Below are 17,948 nucleotides of genomic sequence, written 5' to 3' on the forward strand. Positions count from 1 at the left end.
TATCAACAAATTCGTGGGTGCCCACCTCCATTGGGGACATGAACACCCAGATACGACTGTTCTACAACACTTCCTGCGCCAGCATCTCGTCCACCGTCTCGCGGCGGCGGATACGCTTTGCTTTACCGTTACGGACCAGCACTTCGGCGACGCGAGAGCGGGTGTTGTAGTTCGAGGCCAGCGACATGCCGTACGCTCCGGCATCGAGTAGGGCGACCAAATCTCCAGACTTGACCGCGGGCAGCTCACGATCACGGGCGAAGAAGTCTCCCGACTCACAGACCGGGCCAACGATGTCGGCAACAATGGTCTTCTTCGAACTCGACTGTTTCACCGGCACGATCTCGTGGTGTGCCTGGTAAAGCGCCGGACGGATCAGATCATTCATCGCGGCATCCGTAATCACGAAGGTTTTGGTGCCGTTGACCTTGGTATAGAGCACACGCGAAAGCAGTGTTCCTGCCTGGGCGACGAAGAAGCGGCCGGGTTCGAGCAGCAGATGCACATCGAGACCACCCATAGCCTTCTTCAGCGCATTCGCATACTCGTGCACCTTGGCCGCAGGATCGAAGTTGCCGGTGCCGTACTCAATGCCGAGGCCGCCGCCCGCATCGACGTAGCGGATATTGAGACCATCCTTTCGGAGCTGCTTCACCAGGTCCACGACACGGGCAAGGGCTGCGCCAAATGGCTCCGTCGAACGAATCTGCGACCCGATGTGAACAGACACACCCACCGGTTCAAGCCATTGCTCCTTTGCAGCACGGCGATAGACCTTGCGGGCGATACGGATGTCAATGCCGAACTTGTGTTCGCGCAGACCGGTGGAGATGTAGGGATGCGTCTCTGCAAAAACATCCGGATTCACGCGCAGAGCGATCCGCGCCTTCTTCTTCAGCTTCGCGGCTCGTTCCGCCAGCAGCTCAAGCTCGGCCTCGCTCTCGACGTTGAACATCAAGATGCCGGCCTTGAGAGCAAGATCCATCTCGGCGGCCTGCTTCCCAACACCGGAGAAGACCACGCGCTTGGCGGCATCGTTCGAGACACGCAAAACGCGCTCCAGCTCTCCGCCGGAGACGATATCGAAGCCTGTGCCGGACTGTGCCAGCAGCTTGAGAATCGCCAACGAAGAGTTCGCCTTTACCGCATAGCAGACCGTATGATCGACGCCGGCAAACTCACGGGCGAAGAGGTTCCGGCGCTCCAGGATCTGGTCGCCGGAGTAGACATAGAGCGGCGTTCCAAACTTCTGGGCGAGACCCTCCAGGGCGACGCCGCTGCAGGCGAGCGAACGCCCCTGGTAGGCAAAGGGACGGGCTTGATTCGTGGATTGTGTGTTGGTCGACTTCGGGGAGACAGCGTTTACCTTGGCCTTCACTTCGCTCACGGAACTCTCGTCGGCGGCCCTGCGGGCAGCGCGTAACTTTCTTCTGGAATTGCTATCCACAGGATGATGTACGCCACAACGCCAGTGCCACAGAGGACGACGGCAAGCAGCCAGGCCACGCGGACCATGCTGACATCCCAACCATAGCGGCGGGCGATGCCGAGACAGACACCGGCGACAACGCGGTTGGCACGCGGACGGGTAATGCCGTCAAAGTTGACGGGCGGGTTCGCGGCCGCAACATCACCGAAAGAGGCGACAGACGCACCGCAGGCAGAACAGAAGCTGGCCCCGGCGTTTACTTGCTTTCCGCATCGAGAACAGTACATGGTTACACTCCCATGGAAGAATTCCATTGTTTCATACGCTGCACGCTCTCTCTTCGTTCCATCAAAGCAGAAGGCCCGGCATTAGCCGGGCCTTCTGCTTTGTGAATCAGGGGAGGGCATCCTTTAGTAGCGGTAGTAACCGCGATAGTACGGACGGTAGTACGGGCGGTAATAGCCGCCGCCGTAGTAGTACGGTCCAGGTCCGCCAACAACCACCGCTCCGTAGGGATACGCATACGGATAGGGGTAGGGGTAACCATAAGGACGTGGCCCCATGGTCGGCGGTCCGCCGGCGGGTCCGGCTCCGTAGGCCAGGCGGTTGAGTTCCTGCTGGTCAACGGTCGCGACCGTTACTGGCTGCGAGACGCGGAAGCTGAGTACAGCCTCTCCAGGAACCCAGACGTTTCCGCTGGGGGTTGCGGCTGCCGCTCCCAGGCCAACGCCGCCCCCGACGCCGGCTCCGATAGCTGCTCCGGCTCCGCCGCCGGCAACGCCACCGATAATGGCACCGATAGCTGCTCCGCCAAGGGTGCTGTTCACGCTGGTGACGGCCTTGTCGCCACCGTTACGTGTCCACGGTTCGGAGGCGAGTGCGAACTCCTGTCCGCCAAGCGAGACTCCGGTAAGTTGCAGCGAGAGCGATCCGCGGCCCTTGAGGGTTCCGGCATTCGACACATTCGCAACCTGACCGTGGACGGTGGCTCCGCGCGGGATAGCAATCGCCCCATCGGCGACGATGTCCGCGACAACCGTTCCGTCAAAGCTCATGCCCGGCTGGGCATTGTGGCTGTCGAGCGGCTGGTTGATACGGACGGAGAGAACGGTTCCCGCAGGCACTGTGACCATACGGCCTGCCTGCTGGCCTCCACCCTGATAAGGCTGCTGCTGGTTAGGGTAGTTGCCCTGGGCCTGCTGCGGCGGAGCTCCAGGATACGGATACGGACCGTAGACACGGCGCTGGTACGGTCCGCGGGGAGCTGGATATCCCGGCTGTGCCTGGGGATACTGGGGCTGCTGGTCCGGCTGGGCTTGCTGATTCGGCTGGGCCGGGGGGGCGGCCTGCGGATCCATTGGCTGCTGGTTCTGAGCCTGCTGGTCAGCAGTAACGGGGGGATACTGCTGCGGCTGGGCCTGACCTGGCTCGTTCTGCGCTTCAGCAATAGCCGCCACGCCGGCATCTTCTGGATTCGGAGCTGCGGCCGTGTTGGCCGGAACCGCTCCGAGGGCGAGTTCGTCCACAACCTTGGTGACGCCGCTGGTCTGTGCCGCGGCCTGTTCGGCAGCGTGGCGGGCGTTATCATCGGTCACCGTACCGGTGAGTGTGACCGTCCCAAAAGCAACTGAGGCCTGGATGTCCTGATTCTGCAGCGAAGCGTCTGCTGCAAGCCGTTTCAACACATCCGCCTGGATCTGCGCGTCAGAGACGGTGCTCTTCTTCGCCTGGGCAGATGCACTCGCAACCAGGGCGGCAGCGAGGACTGCGTGAGTAAAAGTCTTCCAATACATATGCTTCCCTATCCCCCGTCAGTGCCAAAGATCATCGACACTAACCCTGCTGGATCAGACGCGAATTCCGGGGGAAAGTTCTGGTGTCTGACGGGCGCGCTGGCCGAAATCCCAAGGCCTCTGCCCTTACCTACAGTTTCTAGTGGGCGTCTTTGTAGTCGGCAGTCAGTTTGTAGCTCCCGTCTTCCGCACGACGAAGGAAATACTCCTGACGCCAGGAATGGGAGGCCAGTGAGGCTTCACCGACAAACATAATCTCAGCGGATTCCGCGTCCTTGCTCACCAGGCGTATCGATACGACTTTCCTGCACTGGACGGGAATTGCTTCATCCAGGCTGCCATCAAGAAAATACGCGGCCCCCCGTGCAGGTACAACGTAGATACCGCAGGTATGCCGCGTAACTCCAGCGTTGGGATTGGGTACATCAAAGTCGACCGCTGCGAGCGTCAGTTCTTCCGTATCATGTGGCCCGACCAATTTGAATATCTGTTTGGGGTCGATATTCCTGTGGCTGGCGCCGGTCGGCATAAGTGCAGGATCAAGCTTCTTTTCAAGAACCGCACGTTCGGCTTCCGATGGGGACACCAGATGGCGTCGCGGCTCCGCGTGCCCCACCGCGCCGCTTAAAAAAATCAACGCCAGAGCCGTGATTCGGTTATCTGCCCGCATGCCCCATAGACCTTATCCAGGCCAGAGTCAAAGCCCTCCTGTGATGGACATAGATGCTTGCTATCTCAAAGGAGATGTTAGAGACACAACTGAGATGAGTTGACCTGATGGCTCCCAGATGGCATCATATGAATGCGGGGTGGAGCAGCCCGGTAGCTCGTTGGGCTCATAACCCAAAGGTCGCAGGTTCAAATCCTGCCCCCGCAACCAATCGACAATCACGCGAACGTTGAAGCAGTAACATTCGTTTACGTTTGCAAGAGCCTCCCGTCCACGCACCGGAGGCTCTTGTCATTTCTGCTTACAATTTCGGAAAGCTATCCGTTAGCTTACTCACCGCTCCAGACGCAGGAAAAAGTATAGGCGTAAATGACATCATTGATGTCATTTACGCCACATCAAGAAACTCTCCGAAAGCTCTACTTCACCAGTACTACTTGCCCTGCATGAAACGCTACGTGGTTGGTGCGGCTGAGAAAAACGGCAAGCCGGTTCCGTGTTGGTTCTTTGGCGAAGTCTTCGTCGGTGACTGCGGTGTGCTTCTTCAACCAGTCGTCAGCGGAAAACTTCTCGACCGCGGAGATTAGCGCAGTGTTCACCTCTCCCCACGCCTTTTTCAGGTCCGCCGCAGGAAGCGGATCGGCAACCGAGCGATCGGGATTAGTGATGTAGACCTCATCGAGCGCAGGGTACAGTCTGTCCCCAATGCCAAGGAGCGGCAGCATGCGGTCATGAACGGCCGTGAGATGGCCGAGCAGATAAAAGAGACGGTTTCTGTCCGGGGCAACCTGCTTCTGAAGCTGTTCGTCATTAAGTGGCGCAAAGCGTTGGTCCACACGGCTGACAACCTGTTTCCACGAAGCTATGACAACCTTGATAAAAAGTTCGTCCATCGTTCCTCATCCTTTTTGCGGAGTTACCCATTGGATGTCTTCATCATCATGACGATGCGAAACGATGGAGCTACTCGTTGTCTTTTAGTTTTTGTCGTGATTCCCCGAGGTGAGCTTCTTCAGGATGAACTCCTGGGCGAGAGCGTTGATCATGCGGCCCCCGGCAGCCGTCAGTGCGGTGTTGAAGACAAGATTGGGACCGCGATTGGATTCGGGATAGTAGAGGTTTGAAATCGCGCCCGAGGCGAGATCGCCTCCGATGGAGGAGTAGTTGAACTGCCACTTCCCGTTGTCGCCCTTGCAGATGAATGGGCTGGAGAGCGCATGCAGCACGCGGGACTTCCTTGTTCCTGTTCCCTGATAGAAATAGCGGGGATCCTGATGCAGCAGCGACGGCAGGACAGCGCCGCCGATAAGAATGTCAGTTACGCCGTCGGCATAAATAGCACCATATCGCTGACCGTATCCCTTGGCGCCCTGCTGAAAATCAGGACGGTCTGCAGCCTGATAGATGCCAGAGATAAATCCAACTCCGGCAAAGGTAACAACGTCGGTAGAAGCCTTCATCGCCAGGCGGAATTTCAGCGCACTCGTCATTGGAACCGCATTGTGGTCATAGACGACGTAGAAGTTCGGGATCACGCCCAGTACGCGCTGCTTTTCTTCTTCTTTGACCTGCTCCTTCGCCAGCTCTTCCGGAAAGATCGCAGTAACCTCGGTAGCAATCGCTGCGACCGCAAGCTTGATCTCGGGCAGTTCCATATACTGCCCCGGCGTCAGAGTCACAGACGCCGATGTCCAGGGAGAAAATCCATTGACCGATACGCTGAACGTCACCGCAGTTCCCGAAGGCACACGCGGCAGTGAAAAGACACCGTCTCCTCCTGAGACGGTAGAAACGCCATCAACCATCGAACCGTTGCGGACAACGGTGATCTTCGCTCCCGGAATGGCCGCGCCATCGGTATCCATAACCACACCGGCCACGGTGCCGGGCTGGGGCGCCGGCCCCTCTGGAACAGCAATCATTTGCTGAGCGCGTGCGATTACCGCAGCGAAACAGAAAAACAAGACGAGCAATTGTCGCGAACAGGGCATAAAGGTCTTAGCAGTAGATGAGGGAAAAGAGCTGAAAGACGCGGACTTAAGCGCAGTTTTATGCAATTTCGCGGGTTATTTCACCATATGGCTCTTTAAAATAATTTGCATCCAATCTCACATCTCCTGAACGGCAAAACCTGGAGTGGGGATAAGAGTTGCGGTCGCCTGACCTAATTACATGCCAAAACAAGGGTTTCCCCTCATAATTGAGAGTTGAAGAAGATTCATTGCCCGAGAAGAAAAGAATGAGGCCTACCAGTCCCGACGGAAATGAAATGCTCATCGATGAGCGCCGTCATCACATCCTCAGCAAGATGCAGCAAGAGGGGCGGGTCCTGGTCTCAGAGCTCTCTGACACTCTGGGCATCTCGCGGATTACGATTCGCAAAGATCTGGACTATCTGGAATCCAAGGGCATGGTGCGCCGCACCCACGGCGGTGCCATTCCTCCGCAGGGCAGCATCCTGCAGGATCTCTCCTTCCGCGAGAAAGAAAAAAAACAGTTCAAGGAAAAGCAGCGGATCGCCAAAGCGGCCGCCGCGCTTGTGGAAGAAGGCACCTGTGTCCTGCTGGACTCGGGCACCACAACCACCGCCATCGCGCAGGAGTTGAAGCGGTTCTCACACCTGACGGTGATCACCAACGCGGTCAACATCGCCGCCGAACTCTCCGGGACGGACTTCGAGGTCATCATCACTGGTGGCACCTTGCGGAAAAACTCTTTCTCGCTCGTGGGCCCGCAGGCAGAGGACATGTTCCGCGAAGTTCACGCCGACATTCTCTTCCTCGGTGTGGACGGCTTCGACACGGCCATCGGCGTGATGACACCGAACATGCTTGAGTCACGTGTGAATCGCGCTATGGTCAAATGCGCCACGCGTGTCGTCGCTGTCTGCGACTCCACCAAGTTCGGGCACCGCAGCCTGGCGCTGATCGTTCCTCCCACAGCTATCCACACCCTGATTACAGACGATCAGATCCGTGATGAAGATGTGGAAGCGCTGAAAGCATTAGGCATTGAAGTCATCATCGCCTAAGCCGAGAGCATTTTCCCTGTTGCTGGGTATCCCGGAAGGGGTGTGCAGCGGCGTTTTCATTGAGATACCGAATCCCTACACTACACCTACAGGGAAAATGCTCGAATCGCCTATTGCGGAAACAGCTTGAGCGCGTTGTCGCGATAGATCTTCTTCAGCACATCGTCTGGCAGATAGAGCCCATAGATGTTCCACCGTCCCTGCCGTGACGCATGCGAGGGATACTCGAAGTACTCATCGTCCGTCTCCAGGAAGCGGTAGTACAGCCGGTACATCTCGATCTCCGGCAGCAGATCGGTGCCGAACAGAATGCGATCGGCATACTTCAGAAAAAATTTGCGGGCCGTATACGGCTGACGGCCCAGCTCCGGTGTGCGGGCGCTGATATCGATCATCAGGTTCGGCAGCGCCTCCATCTGCTCTGCGAGGTAGGCAAGATCTTCGCCGGACTCAGCACAGTGTGCTCCCACAAAGGTGATCGAAGGGTGACGCGCAATTACACGGTTCCTCTGTTCGAGCAGCTCTCGCTTGCTGAACCGTGAGTTGCTGAAGCCCCAGTCGGGGTGTGCAGCCAGCTCTTCATAACGCTCGTTCTTCGCATCGATGGGATTGAAGAAAGCACTTGGATCAGAGGTGTGGAACATGACCGGCAGGCAGAGCTTTCCACACTCCTCGAAGATGGGGATCAGACGTTCGTCATCGATCCGCAGCAGCTCGCCTTCGCGGTCACGTACGGAGAGTCCAAGGTCTTTCCAGAACTTGATACCGATGGCTCCGTGCTCCACGAGGCGGTGCAAACGAGCAATGGCTATCCGGGCAAAGTCGTCGCGTTCGACACCTTGCCAGTCCATCCACCCTATGCTTGCAAATCGATCCGGAGCTGCCCGATGAAACTTGTCGAGCATGGCGATCGCACGATCGCCGACCTGCATGGTGATGTTGACGACGCGTTCTACGCCGCAGGCATCCATGATGCGCAATACCTCGGCAGGTTCCATGGAGTCGAGGTGATTGTGATAATCGATGACCGGAAACTTCGGCTTCAACGGCGTCCGCACCGGCGTCACCAGAGACGATCGCGGCTGAAACTCACCCAGTGGAAGATCGACACGCGCCACCGCGCTCACCATATCGACGAACTTGTCGCTGCCTGCCATGCTTCCTCCGATTTCTCACGCTCTGGAAATATGCTGCGCCAGAAATGCCTTCCGAAACTCCGTGTCGCGAAAGGCCTCAGTTCCACCGGGACGCTGCGTCGAGAGCGCTGCGGCGACATTCCCCATCGCCGCACAGATCGGCAACGGTTCCTCTGCCAGAAAGGCTTTCAGAAAACCTGCATTGAAGCTGTCCCCTGCACCGATCGTATCCACCGCGGCTACGGATATCGCCGGAATGTGCCAACACTGACTTCCCTGCCGCACGACCGAGCCTGAGCGCCCCTGCTTGACGGCAACCACTGGCACGCGCCGCGCGAGGCGGTCGATCGCCTCATCGAGATTGTCGCAGCGGGTCATGCGGAGAGCCTCATCGTCGTTCGGCAACAGCAAATCGATGGCGTCGAGCATACTGTCCAGAATGCTGCCCCATTGATCATCCGGGTCGTCGTTAGTATCGAGCGAAACCGTGCAACCCGAGGCGCGCAGATCGCGGCAAAGCTCGGGCAGCCCGGCATGCAGACCGCGCTGCAGAAACAGAGAAGAGATGTGCAGGTGTTTCGCCTGGCGAAGATACTCCCGATCAATCTCCGCAACCGTAAGCTCCGCCATCACTCCGGGATAGGTAAGGATGCGCCGCGTGGCGCCATGATGCAGCAGAATCGTCACTCCCGTCTGCGATTGCGCATGCACGACACCGAGTGGCAGGTCGACACCAACTTCATGTAGCCGTTCGAGCGCGATGGCGCCCAGCGGATCACCTCCGACCTTGGTGATAAAGCCCACCCGGCAGCCCAGCGCGGCGAGGTTATGCGCCAGGATGGAGGAAGAGCCACCAAGAGTCATACGGAAGTCTTTCGCCAGTACCTCCCGCTCGATAGGCAGCTCTTCCTCGAGACCATACAGAATCAGGTCGAGGTTGGTTTCACCGAGAACGACGAGGTCGAGCGCAGGCATCTTTAAAGAGTCACGACACGGCTGAGGTTGCGTGGGTTATCGGGATTCAGGCCCTTTGCCAGGCCGCGATAGCTGCCCAGCAACTGTCCCCACACCACATACACGATAATGCGTGCCAGCTCGGGCACGGGCAGATCGAGTTCTATGACCAGGTCGGCAAACTGCCGCAGATCCGGCGTGGCCAGGTTTGCAATCGCCAGTGTGCGGCTGCCAAGCTCCTTCATCTCACGAAGCACGGCAACTTCTGCATCGAAGGCCGACTCAGAGAGCAGGGCAGTAACAACTGTGTCTGGCCCGACAATGGACTTCGGTCCGTGGCGGAACTCGAGTGAATGGAAGAACTGGGCGTAGCTGGACGAGGACTCCATCACCTTCAACGCAGTCTCCTGGGCAATGGCATAAAGCGGCCCCTGCCCCAGGAAGGCAAAGTCTTCAACCGGAGCCTTGGCGAAGGCCTCCACCTGCGGCCCATAGACCTCCAGAAGGCGCTCGAGGTGATCAGGTAGCGCACGGAGAGCAAAGAGAAAGGCTTCGTCCCCTGCCAGGACCGCGGCCAGATATTGAAGGCCGAGCACCATGGAGGTGAACGATGCGGTCATCACCGTGCTCTCTTCCACGACCGGAAACTTCAGCACGCGCGGTGTCATCTGCTCCAGCTCGCGACCGTCGCAGGTTACAGCAAGAAAATCGACAGCTTTGCTCTGTAACAGAGCAGCAACCTGCAATACTTCAGAGGTATGTCCCGAGCGTGAGATCAGAATGGGGAAATAACGGGAGGCATCCTGCGGCAACGTCAGCGCTGGAAAGAGCAGAATCTCAGAAGCCGGCACCGCCCGAGCCGGGACACCGAGCAGCGAGGTCACACTCGCGGCCGCCGCCTGGGCGAGATAGAAACTGGTTCCGCAGCCGACAAAGACCCATTCCTTCTTCTCAGGCTCGCACCCTTGCACCAACGCACGCAGATCAGCAGCGGCCAGGGCCTGCAGGCAGTCGCGCCACACTTTTGGCTGGCCATAGATTTCAGTAAGTGTTTGAATCTTGAACGGCATGCAAAGGAACTCCTTCAGAACAACGGGCCAGTGCCTAAGATACGGCGAGGCTGGCCAGACACTCCAACGATGCTAGCATCAAAAGAAACATTAAGTAATAAAACGAAACACGCGACTTGCCACCCGGAGATTCAGGAAGGCAGCGCAGCCAGACAACATTCTTTGTTCAATTACGTCAGCCGGAGAGTCTATGGGTCGTTCTAATTCCACGACAGCTTTTTACACCTATCTTTTGTTGTCCGTTGCCGGCCTTGGCGGGCTTTTGTACGGCATTGATGTTGGCATCATCTCGGGCGCGTTGCTGTACCTGGAAAAGACAGTAGATCTCACCGTTAGCCAAACTTCCATCCTGGTAGCTGCCGTCCTTGGCGGAAGCACGTTGTCCTCGCTGATCGCCGGCTTCATGGCCGACTGGTTCGGCCGTAAAAAGATGATCATCGTCAGCGGCGTGCTCTTTGTTCTGAGCATCGTGCTCATCGTTTTGTCGCAGGGGTTCTGGCCGCTGCTCTTCGGCCGCATTCTGCAGGGCCTCAGTGGCGGCATTATCGGCGTCGTCATTCCGCTGCACCTGGCTGAGAGCCTTCCTCCCTCCACGCGCGGACGTGGTTCAGCCATCTTTCAATTCCTGCTGACTCTCGGGATCGTCGTCGCGGCCGGCATCGGCGTGTATTACAGTCGTGGCGCTGAGCAACTTATCGCCGCCGCCAATGGCAACTCCTCCATCATTCGCGCGGCACAGGACCATGCCTGGCGCGGCATGTTCCTGTCCGTCATTTATCCCGGGACCCTCTACCTGCTGAGCACTTTCTTTGTCAGCGAGTCGCCGCGGTGGCTGCACCGCCGCGGCCGCCGCGAAGAGGCACGAACCGCGCTGGAAAAGATCGTCTCTCCCGCAGAAGCGGAGCGCGAACTGCTCGAGATGGACTCGGTGGTAGCGCCGCAGTCCGGGTCGTCGTCCAAACCCGCCTTCGCGGGGTCTCTGCTCCAGCGCAGGTACATCGTTCCCTTCGTTCTTGCCTGCGTCATCCTTGGCTGCAATCAGGGAACCGGCATCAACTCCGTGCTTGGATATCTCTCCGTCATCCTGAAGCAGGCAGGGATGACAGCCACCGAAGCTACGCGTGGCGATTTCGCTGTAAAGCTGCTTAACTGTCTGACGACCGTGATCGCCGTAGCGCTGGTAGACCGGAAGGGCCGCAAATTCCTCCTGATGCTCGGAACCGGTTGCATCGTACTGGCACTCGGAATTGGCGGATCGCTGTTCCGGATTTCTGAGGCGAAGCGTATTGAAGTCGCCGATCAGGTGCGCACGCTCGTGCAGGGCAACCATCTCAGCGTCACCCCTGAGTTCGTCCGCGATCAAGGCGGAGACAGCAGTCTGACGGTGCTCTACAACTACGGCGACGGCGAGAAGATCGCCACCCTGAGCGCAAACGACAAGGAAGCGCTGCAGGTCGCACCCGAAAAAGCTAAGCCCAACGCACCGCTGAAGATCACCCGCGCCTTCGTCGCTCCCCTGCCCTCGCGCCAGACTGCGTGGCTGATCGCTCTTAGTCTGGCCTTCTTTATCGCCGGCTATGCCGTCGGTCCAGGAGTCGTCGTTTGGCTGGCTCTCTCCGAATTGATGCCGACCCGCATTCGCTCTGTTGGGATGGGCATTGCGCTGCTCATCAATCAGGGCGTTTCCACTACGATCGCCGGCGTCTTCCTGCCGGTCGTCTCTTCACACGGCTACGCGGCCATGTTCTACTTCTGGGCCGCCTGCAGCCTGGTCTACTTCCTGACTGCCACGTTCTTCCTGCCGGAAACCAAAGGAAGAACCCTCGAAGAGATAGAGGCCATCTTCGCCAGAGAGAAGCATTCCGAGATGCCTGAGACAGCCAGATAACCCACAGCAGCGTCTCAGAACACAGAAGGGCCGGCAAGATGCCGGCCCTTCTTGATTGGCAAACAGTTGTGACCCGCATCACAGATCGAAGTACCAGAACTCGATACAGTACCGCTATCGATGGTCGAAAAGGGATTGCGGGTGCAACACCTCAGCGACCCCGAAATAGACCGAGTGAACCGCCGGCCGGGGTAACCCGGAGGACGCCCAGACCCGAAAAAATCGACCGCGTCCTCGAGATGCTGTCGAGGCCTGGGACTATGAGAATAGTGCTCACCCAAGGGCTGCGATGGCAGTGATCCACCTTGACTGACTCGGTGAACACAAGCCAACCAAACGGATGACTGCCTTCCGTCGCAGCCCTTTTCTCTTGTGGCTTTGTCTCACACATTGCAGCCGATCAAACCTGCTATGCACCTCACAAGCAATCCTGCTTTGGCAGCGCTATGCTATCTTCTCGAAGCCGCTGTGCAATCTCGAGGCACAGCCCTGTGCCATCTCGATCACAGGCTAGCTGGAAGGGGTCGAGCCGCATGTCTGAAATCAGCACGCAAAACGCGCCAGAGCTGGATCCATCACTGACGGGCACGCTGCTGCTGGTGGTTCAGTTCGACGTCTGCGAAGAGATTCAGATCGACCAGTTAGCCCAGGCTCTTGGCATTCCTACGGTTTCTCAGTCCGGCACGCGGCCATCTGCACCCGTCTATGGGAGATATGAAAGGCCGCCTCTGGTTGAACCGTTCGAAGACGTGCTGTTCCCGGGCGAAGGAAAGCTTAGCGGTGAGGTCAAATACTACGATTACGGCGTCCTCAGTGTCCTGATACACCTGCCGTTCCGTGGTGACTGGTCCTCACTCATCAGGCAGACTGCCCACTGGATGTGGGAAGTAGACCTCGCGGCCCATGCCGAGCGCATTGTGCATGAGAAGGTCGCACGAGCGACAACCTGCATGATCAAGCCATACAAGCGTTACCTGAGTGAAGAGTATGTCATCTTCCACACCCGGAACGTCTCCGGAGTCTGGAACGCGGCGCAGATGCTCTCCCAGCATGGTCCTCGGATCGCCCAGGTCGTACGCGGTGATAGTGGTGAGCTCTCCGAGGGCGAGGTCACAGAGGTGTTACGGTCGCAGATCTCCTACTACACCACCGACCTGGCGGTGGTTGGCTGGAACGCTGCATTCCTGTACGACACGACAGCAGGAGCGAAGGACGCGGTTCAACTGTTGGAGTATGCCAATTCCCAGTTACTGGAGCTTCGCTACTACGATGAGTTGCTCACGCAGGAACTGGCAGGGGTTTACAAGCAGCTCGAGAAAAAGACCGGAACCTTCGCTCGATGGAGACTGGCTGGTTCCGCCACCCGGCTGCAGACAACGCTGCTGGAAGTCTCTGAGCTGACCGAACGGGTCGATAACGCCATCAAGTTCCTAAGCGATATGTTTGCCGCACGTCTGTATCGACTGGCTGCTACGAGGGTCGGTGTATCGGATTACCGGAATATCGTCACGGCGAAGGTCCATGTCGCCGAAGATCTCTACCGATACATGGTCGATCAATTCAATCAGAGCCGCGCCTTCCTGCTCGAACTGACCGTTGTCATCATCCTGGTTGTGGAGCTGATCTTCCTCTTCCGCGGAAAAGGCTTCTAACTCCTGTTATTTCTTGCTGGAAGGCGCGTGCTCTCGCACGCGCCTATCCTTTCAACCGCGTTAGTGCGTAGCGAGTTTATGTTGGCGCAGCCAGTCGGCCAGCTCCGCCGGACGATTTGTCTGGATACCCGCTGCCCCCAGATCGAGAGCTTTCTGCCAGACCTCAGGCGTATCCGCATCGCCCAAGCGGTCCACGAAGATGCTGGCGTGTGCGGCCTTTGCGCAGTCGATCACAGGGTCCTTGAAGTCATTGGCGTCGAAGGCAATGACCTGCGGTTGCAGACCGCGGACAAGGAATTTGCAGATATCCGATGTAATAGCCTCCGGCATGACCTTCAGCGAGGGGCGGATCTTGCGCACGTCATACAGAAAAAACGGATTGCCATAGATCACGACGTGATCCTGCATGTCGTGTTTCACGATCGTATCCACCAGTTGCTGCGGATCGGCGTACTTTGTATCGACGTAGATGTTGATCTTTCCATGGGCAAGATCAAGGGCCTCCTCGAACGTTGGAACCTTGGTTCCCGCAAACGCAGGTGAGAACTTCGAGCCCGCATCCAGTGCGCGGATCTCGTCGAAGGTATGCTTGTGCACCTCTCCTGTTCCATTCGTCGTACGGTCAAGCGTGCTGTCGTGCATGAGTACCAGCTTGCCGTCCGAGGTGGTACGGACATCCAGCTCAAAGTAGTCCGCACCCACATCGATGGCAGCCTGAAACGCAGCCAGGGTATTTTCGGGATGATGCAGGTGTTCCCCGCGATGAGCGATCACCCGGATCTTGCCGTCACTCTCCAGTGGCTGCCATGCCGTTTGAGCCGCAGCCATTCCACTAAGGGAGATACAGCAAAGAAGAAGTTTTCCCAATGATGTATGCATCGTTCTTACACAATCCTTTTTCATAACTGATGATTTGTCTTCTTCAAAAGCGCAGGCGGCCGACGATCAGCAGCGAACGCGGATCCTGTGCTCCCGTTACCTGACCGAAGTTCGCGTTGCTGATGTTAGTGCCAAGTCCAGAGAACTGCGGATGATTGAAGGCGTTATGCGCGTCTACACGAAGTGCGAACACGACACGTTCTCGTAGAGGTATCTCCCGCATCACGCTCAGGTCCCATACATTCTGGCCCGGACCATAGAGCGCCGCACGCGGCGAGTTACCCAGCGTATTCGGCGGAGTGAGGGCAAAGGCGGAGGTATTGAACCACTTCTGAACGGTGCGCGAACCTCGCGAGATGTTCGGATCGCCAACCTTGGTGACATACTGGGCGCCGGAGAAGATGCCCAACTGGTTTGCCTGCGTAATGAAGTACGGATAGCCCTTCTGGAACTGAGCCACCGTGCTTACCTTCCAATGACCGATCACCTGTGAAAGTACCGGGACATTCTGCAGGTACTTGCCTCCCGCGCCAAACGGAGGTGCATAGACCGTCGACAGCGAGAAGCGCTGAGGGATATTGTTCATTGCCGTTCCCCACTGCGCCCGCAGATTGTAATAGTTCTGTACTCCCACGGCATTCGCACGCGAAGGTCCATCCACGTCGTCCAGCGAACGCGCCCAGGTGTAGGCAGCGCGCACAGAGACACCGTTGCTCCAGCGATGGCTCAGCGTCGCATACATGGCGGCATAGGAGGTAGCGCCTCCGTTTTTCAGCGCTGTTACCGTCAGGAACTGCGGGTAAGGACGCAGACTTTGCGCCGTGCTCAATCCGAAGCAGCAGTTTGCGGACGGCTGAATCTGATTGATGGGCACGCTGATCGGCAGATGCACGCCGTGATTGCCGGCGTAGTCGACCTCTGCGATCCAGTCATGACCCAGGTCATGCTCGACGCCGAACTGCCACTCCTGCAGATAGGGCAGCACAGCGGTCTGAGGTAGTTGTGTCGGACTGAACGAAGGCTTGGTCAGGCTGGTTGGAATCAACGGGTTTCCATTCGCATCAGCGTTCGGGCTATAGGGAGGAACACCCTGGCTCAATTGGAAGGGTGCGGTCACGCCCGGATTGGAGCTCTGGAAGCTGACTGCGACCGTCGAAGCCGAGGTAAGCCCTGCCGTGCCAAAACCAATGCTGGGCAGTTGATAGATACCGTATCCGCCACGAACCACGGTCTTGCGGAAGAGCCGGTAGTTGAAGCCTGCGCGCGGCAGAATGCCCGTATAAATATTCGGGATCAGGCTATGAGGAGCACCGTTATATCCCGCAAACTGGATACCGCCAAGCTTGTTGGTGGTGGGATCGGTGATGTTTGGATTGAACGTGTACATGTTGTTGTGCTTCTCAGAGAACGGACCGTCAAACTCATAGCGAAGGCCGAGGTTGATGGTCAGCTTCTCTGAGAGCCGGTAGTCGTCCTGGATATAGCCGGTGAAGTAGTTGAGATTCTCGTGGAAGATCGTGTTGGTTGTGCTGATGCTTGCGCTTGCAGGCAGACCGAGTTCGAGATCGGTAATCCCCAGACCGGACTGGCCATTCGCCGTGCTAAAGGTTCCCGTGAACCCATAGCTGCCGGACAGGACTCCGGGTGTGTAGTAGCTATAGGCGTAACGCATGACCTCGCCGCCGATCGAGAGGGTGTGACGGCCAAGCTGCAGCGCCACAGCATCGTTCACAATGATGTGACCGTCCCTCGTCTTGGCGTAAGAACCCGCGCCAAAGCTGGCGAACTGCGTCGTGGAGATGCTGGGAAACTGCGTCAGCGGCACACCCTTCAGACCAATCTCAGCGGGGGCCGGCTGAGGCCGGCTGAAGTTCTCTTCCGAGACGTAGCCGATACGAGCCTCGTTCGAGATACGCGGAGAGAAGATGTGGCTCCAGGACATCTCATAGTGATCGTCAACCCAACCGTTTACTGCTGAAGTATTCGCCGCATTTGGAATGAACTGGACCGGCTGGTTGGTCGGGCCGTCACGCGAGAACTTTGCCCAGATGTGGTCATAGTCCGAGGCGTTGAAGTCGACACGATCGGCGTTGTAGAGATAGCTGCTGTGCGCCACCGGATTGACGCAGTAGTTGTTGGTCACGGCACCGACGGTATAGCTGCAGTTTGGCTGGGGAAAGAAGGAGAGGATGCTCATACCCACGGGATCAAGCCGATTGGTGGGAATGATATTGCCCTTGAACGCGGTCCTGCTGATCTTGCCGTTCGTAACCACTGTCGTGTTCGGATCGTAGACAGTAGGTGTAGCGCCGCCCAGTGCGGAAGGTCCGGAGAAATCACCACTACGCTCTTCCACGGTGGGCACATTGGTGTTCAACGTGCTGGCTGAGTTATTCAACGTATTTTCCCAGTCCGTAAAGAAGTAGAGGCGATGCTTGCGTCCGTCAAAGATCCGCGGAATCCATACCGGTCCGCCCAGCGAGCCGCCAAAGTAGTTGAACGATTGCGCCGGAATCACCGCGTTTGGAGCCGTAAAGTAGCCGCGCGCATTCAGCGCCTGCGAGCTATAGGACTCAAAGGCCGAACCATGGAACTTGTCCGTTCCGGACTTCGTGGTCGTAAGAATAGCGCCGCCGCCCGTCTGACCGTATTGCGCTGAGAACGGCGACGTCAGTACCTGCAACTCTTCTGTTGAGTCGGGCGTAGGAATCAGACCATAGGTGCCATCGACGCCCATGTTGCTGGGCAGGCCATCGATGATGATGGGATTCGAGACCGGCCTGCCACCACCCAGCGAAAGGTTATTCACATTGGAGTAGTCCTGGCTGGTACTGGAGGCGCCCGCGAAGGTCTTGGTAATCAGAAACTCATTCGCGCCCTTGCTTCCAGTCGTCTCCGGCAGATCGACCAGTTCCTGCCCGCTGAGCTCGCCGCCGATCTGCGCGTTCACGGTATTCAGCGTGTTGGAATCGCCGGTGACCGTGACAACTTCAGAGGTGGCACCGGGCTTGAGCACCGTGTCGACGACAAGTTCCTGGTTCAACACCAGGTTTTGAGCGTTCGTCACGTACTGGGCAAAGCCGCTCCTCTCAAAGCGGACCGTATAGCTGCCCGGCTTCAAGAAGGAGACACGATAGGCTCCGGACTTGTTCGTTACCGTCTTGTAGTCCGTTGCCGTGCTGTTCTCATGCACAGTGACGGCGACGTCGGGAATCACGGCTCCATCCGCATCCTTAACAAGGCCGCTGATCGAGGCATAGAAGGTCTGCGCGAAGACAGGCCCACTCGACAACAGCGTGCAACACAGCACGACTGCGGCGAAGAGCAGCCCTGATCTCCTGCCGTCTCCTCTGGAGCGGCGCAGGCTGGCGAGAGTATTTTTCCTGTAAGTGTGAAGTAGGGCTTCCGCGTCTATGGGCGTTTTCCGCAATGAAAACGCCGCTGCA

Annotated in this window: 14 protein-coding genes and 1 tRNA gene; 4 read left to right on the plus strand and 11 right to left on the minus strand. The window is 57.8% G+C overall.

What is annotated here, in order from left to right:
- Window positions 1–61 precede the first annotated feature (61 nt).
- The 4 genes from lysA to FTW19_RS18565 form a co-directional block, all read right to left on the minus strand.
- Window positions 62–1,378 carry a diaminopimelate decarboxylase gene (gene lysA / locus FTW19_RS18550; protein ID WP_147650730.1) on the minus strand — a complete coding sequence of 439 codons (1,317 nt, stop codon included), beginning with the start codon at window positions 1,376–1,378 and terminating at the stop codon, window positions 62–64.
- 5 nt (window positions 1,379–1,383) lie between these two features.
- Window positions 1,384–1,716, minus strand: a complete 333-nt coding sequence (locus FTW19_RS18555; RefSeq protein WP_147650731.1) for a PspC domain-containing protein — start codon at window positions 1,714–1,716, stop codon at window positions 1,384–1,386.
- Window positions 1,717–1,839: 123 nt separating this feature from the next.
- Window positions 1,840–3,222 carry a polymer-forming cytoskeletal protein gene (locus tag FTW19_RS18560; RefSeq protein ID WP_147649077.1) on the minus strand — a complete coding sequence of 461 codons (1,383 nt, stop codon included), beginning with the start codon at window positions 3,220–3,222 and terminating at the stop codon, window positions 1,840–1,842.
- A 139-nt stretch (window positions 3,223–3,361) separates the two neighbouring features.
- Window positions 3,362–3,892 carry a hypothetical protein gene (locus FTW19_RS18565; protein WP_147649078.1) on the minus strand — a complete coding sequence of 177 codons (531 nt, stop codon included), beginning with the start codon at window positions 3,890–3,892 and terminating at the stop codon, window positions 3,362–3,364.
- 133 nt (window positions 3,893–4,025) lie between these two features.
- On the opposite strand from FTW19_RS18565, the gene FTW19_RS18570 reads away from it, so the two are divergent.
- Window positions 4,026–4,102 (plus strand) — tRNA-Met (locus FTW19_RS18570).
- 209 nt (window positions 4,103–4,311) lie between these two features.
- Here FTW19_RS18570 and FTW19_RS18575 read toward each other — a convergent pair.
- A complete protein-coding gene (locus FTW19_RS18575; RefSeq protein WP_147649079.1) occupies window positions 4,312–4,785 on the minus strand; it encodes a DinB family protein in 474 nt (157 codons plus the stop codon).
- A gap of 84 nt (window positions 4,786–4,869) precedes the next feature.
- Entirely contained in the window at window positions 4,870–5,814 is a 945-nt protein-coding gene (locus FTW19_RS18580) for a carboxypeptidase-like regulatory domain-containing protein (RefSeq protein WP_246153384.1), read from the minus strand.
- Between the two features lie 317 nt (window positions 5,815–6,131).
- Here FTW19_RS18580 and agaR point away from each other — a divergent pair, with 317 nt between their 5' ends.
- The gene (gene agaR / locus FTW19_RS18585; protein ID WP_246153385.1) at window positions 6,132–6,923 is read left to right on the plus strand and encodes a transcriptional repressor AgaR; all 792 of its coding nucleotides are present in this window, start codon (window positions 6,132–6,134) and stop codon (window positions 6,921–6,923) included.
- 110 nt (window positions 6,924–7,033) lie between these two features.
- Here the strand turns inward: agaR and FTW19_RS18590 are convergent, their stop codons facing one another.
- The 3 genes from FTW19_RS18590 to FTW19_RS18600 are packed head-to-tail and all read right to left on the minus strand — an operon-like array spanning window position 7,034 to window position 10,083.
- Window positions 7,034–8,080, minus strand: a complete 1,047-nt coding sequence (locus tag FTW19_RS18590) for an amidohydrolase family protein (RefSeq protein ID WP_147649081.1) — start codon at window positions 8,078–8,080, stop codon at window positions 7,034–7,036.
- Between the two features lie 15 nt (window positions 8,081–8,095).
- The gene (locus FTW19_RS18595; protein WP_147649082.1) at window positions 8,096–9,034 is read right to left on the minus strand and encodes a carbohydrate kinase family protein; all 939 of its coding nucleotides are present in this window, start codon (window positions 9,032–9,034) and stop codon (window positions 8,096–8,098) included.
- Window positions 9,035–9,036: 2 nt separating this feature from the next.
- A complete protein-coding gene (locus tag FTW19_RS18600) occupies window positions 9,037–10,083 on the minus strand; it encodes an SIS domain-containing protein (RefSeq protein ID WP_147649083.1) in 1,047 nt (348 codons plus the stop codon).
- A gap of 190 nt (window positions 10,084–10,273) precedes the next feature.
- Between FTW19_RS18600 and FTW19_RS18605 the strand changes: the two genes are divergently transcribed.
- Together FTW19_RS18605 and FTW19_RS18610 are read left to right on the plus strand one after the other, a co-directional pair.
- Window positions 10,274–11,971 carry an MFS transporter gene (locus FTW19_RS18605; RefSeq protein WP_147649084.1) on the plus strand — a complete coding sequence of 566 codons (1,698 nt, stop codon included), beginning with the start codon at window positions 10,274–10,276 and terminating at the stop codon, window positions 11,969–11,971.
- Between the two features lie 533 nt (window positions 11,972–12,504).
- The gene (locus tag FTW19_RS18610; RefSeq protein ID WP_147649085.1) at window positions 12,505–13,623 is read left to right on the plus strand and encodes a hypothetical protein; all 1,119 of its coding nucleotides are present in this window, start codon (window positions 12,505–12,507) and stop codon (window positions 13,621–13,623) included.
- Window positions 13,624–13,683: 60 nt separating this feature from the next.
- Here FTW19_RS18610 and FTW19_RS18615 read toward each other — a convergent pair whose 3' ends face one another.
- Together FTW19_RS18615 and FTW19_RS18620 are read right to left on the minus strand one after the other, a co-directional pair.
- Window positions 13,684–14,451, minus strand: coding sequence for a glycerophosphodiester phosphodiesterase (locus tag FTW19_RS18615; protein WP_246153386.1), 768 nt, complete (start codon window positions 14,449–14,451; stop codon window positions 13,684–13,686).
- Window positions 14,452–14,545: 94 nt separating this feature from the next.
- Window positions 14,546–17,932: a carboxypeptidase regulatory-like domain-containing protein gene (locus tag FTW19_RS18620; RefSeq protein WP_246153387.1), complete on the minus strand. Its 3,387-nt coding sequence runs from the start codon at window positions 17,930–17,932 to the stop codon at window positions 14,546–14,548.
- Window positions 17,933–17,948 lie beyond the last annotated feature (16 nt).

This window comes from Terriglobus albidus, assembly GCF_008000815.1.
Classification (GTDB): Bacteria; Acidobacteriota; Terriglobia; order Terriglobales; family Acidobacteriaceae; genus Terriglobus; species Terriglobus albidus_A.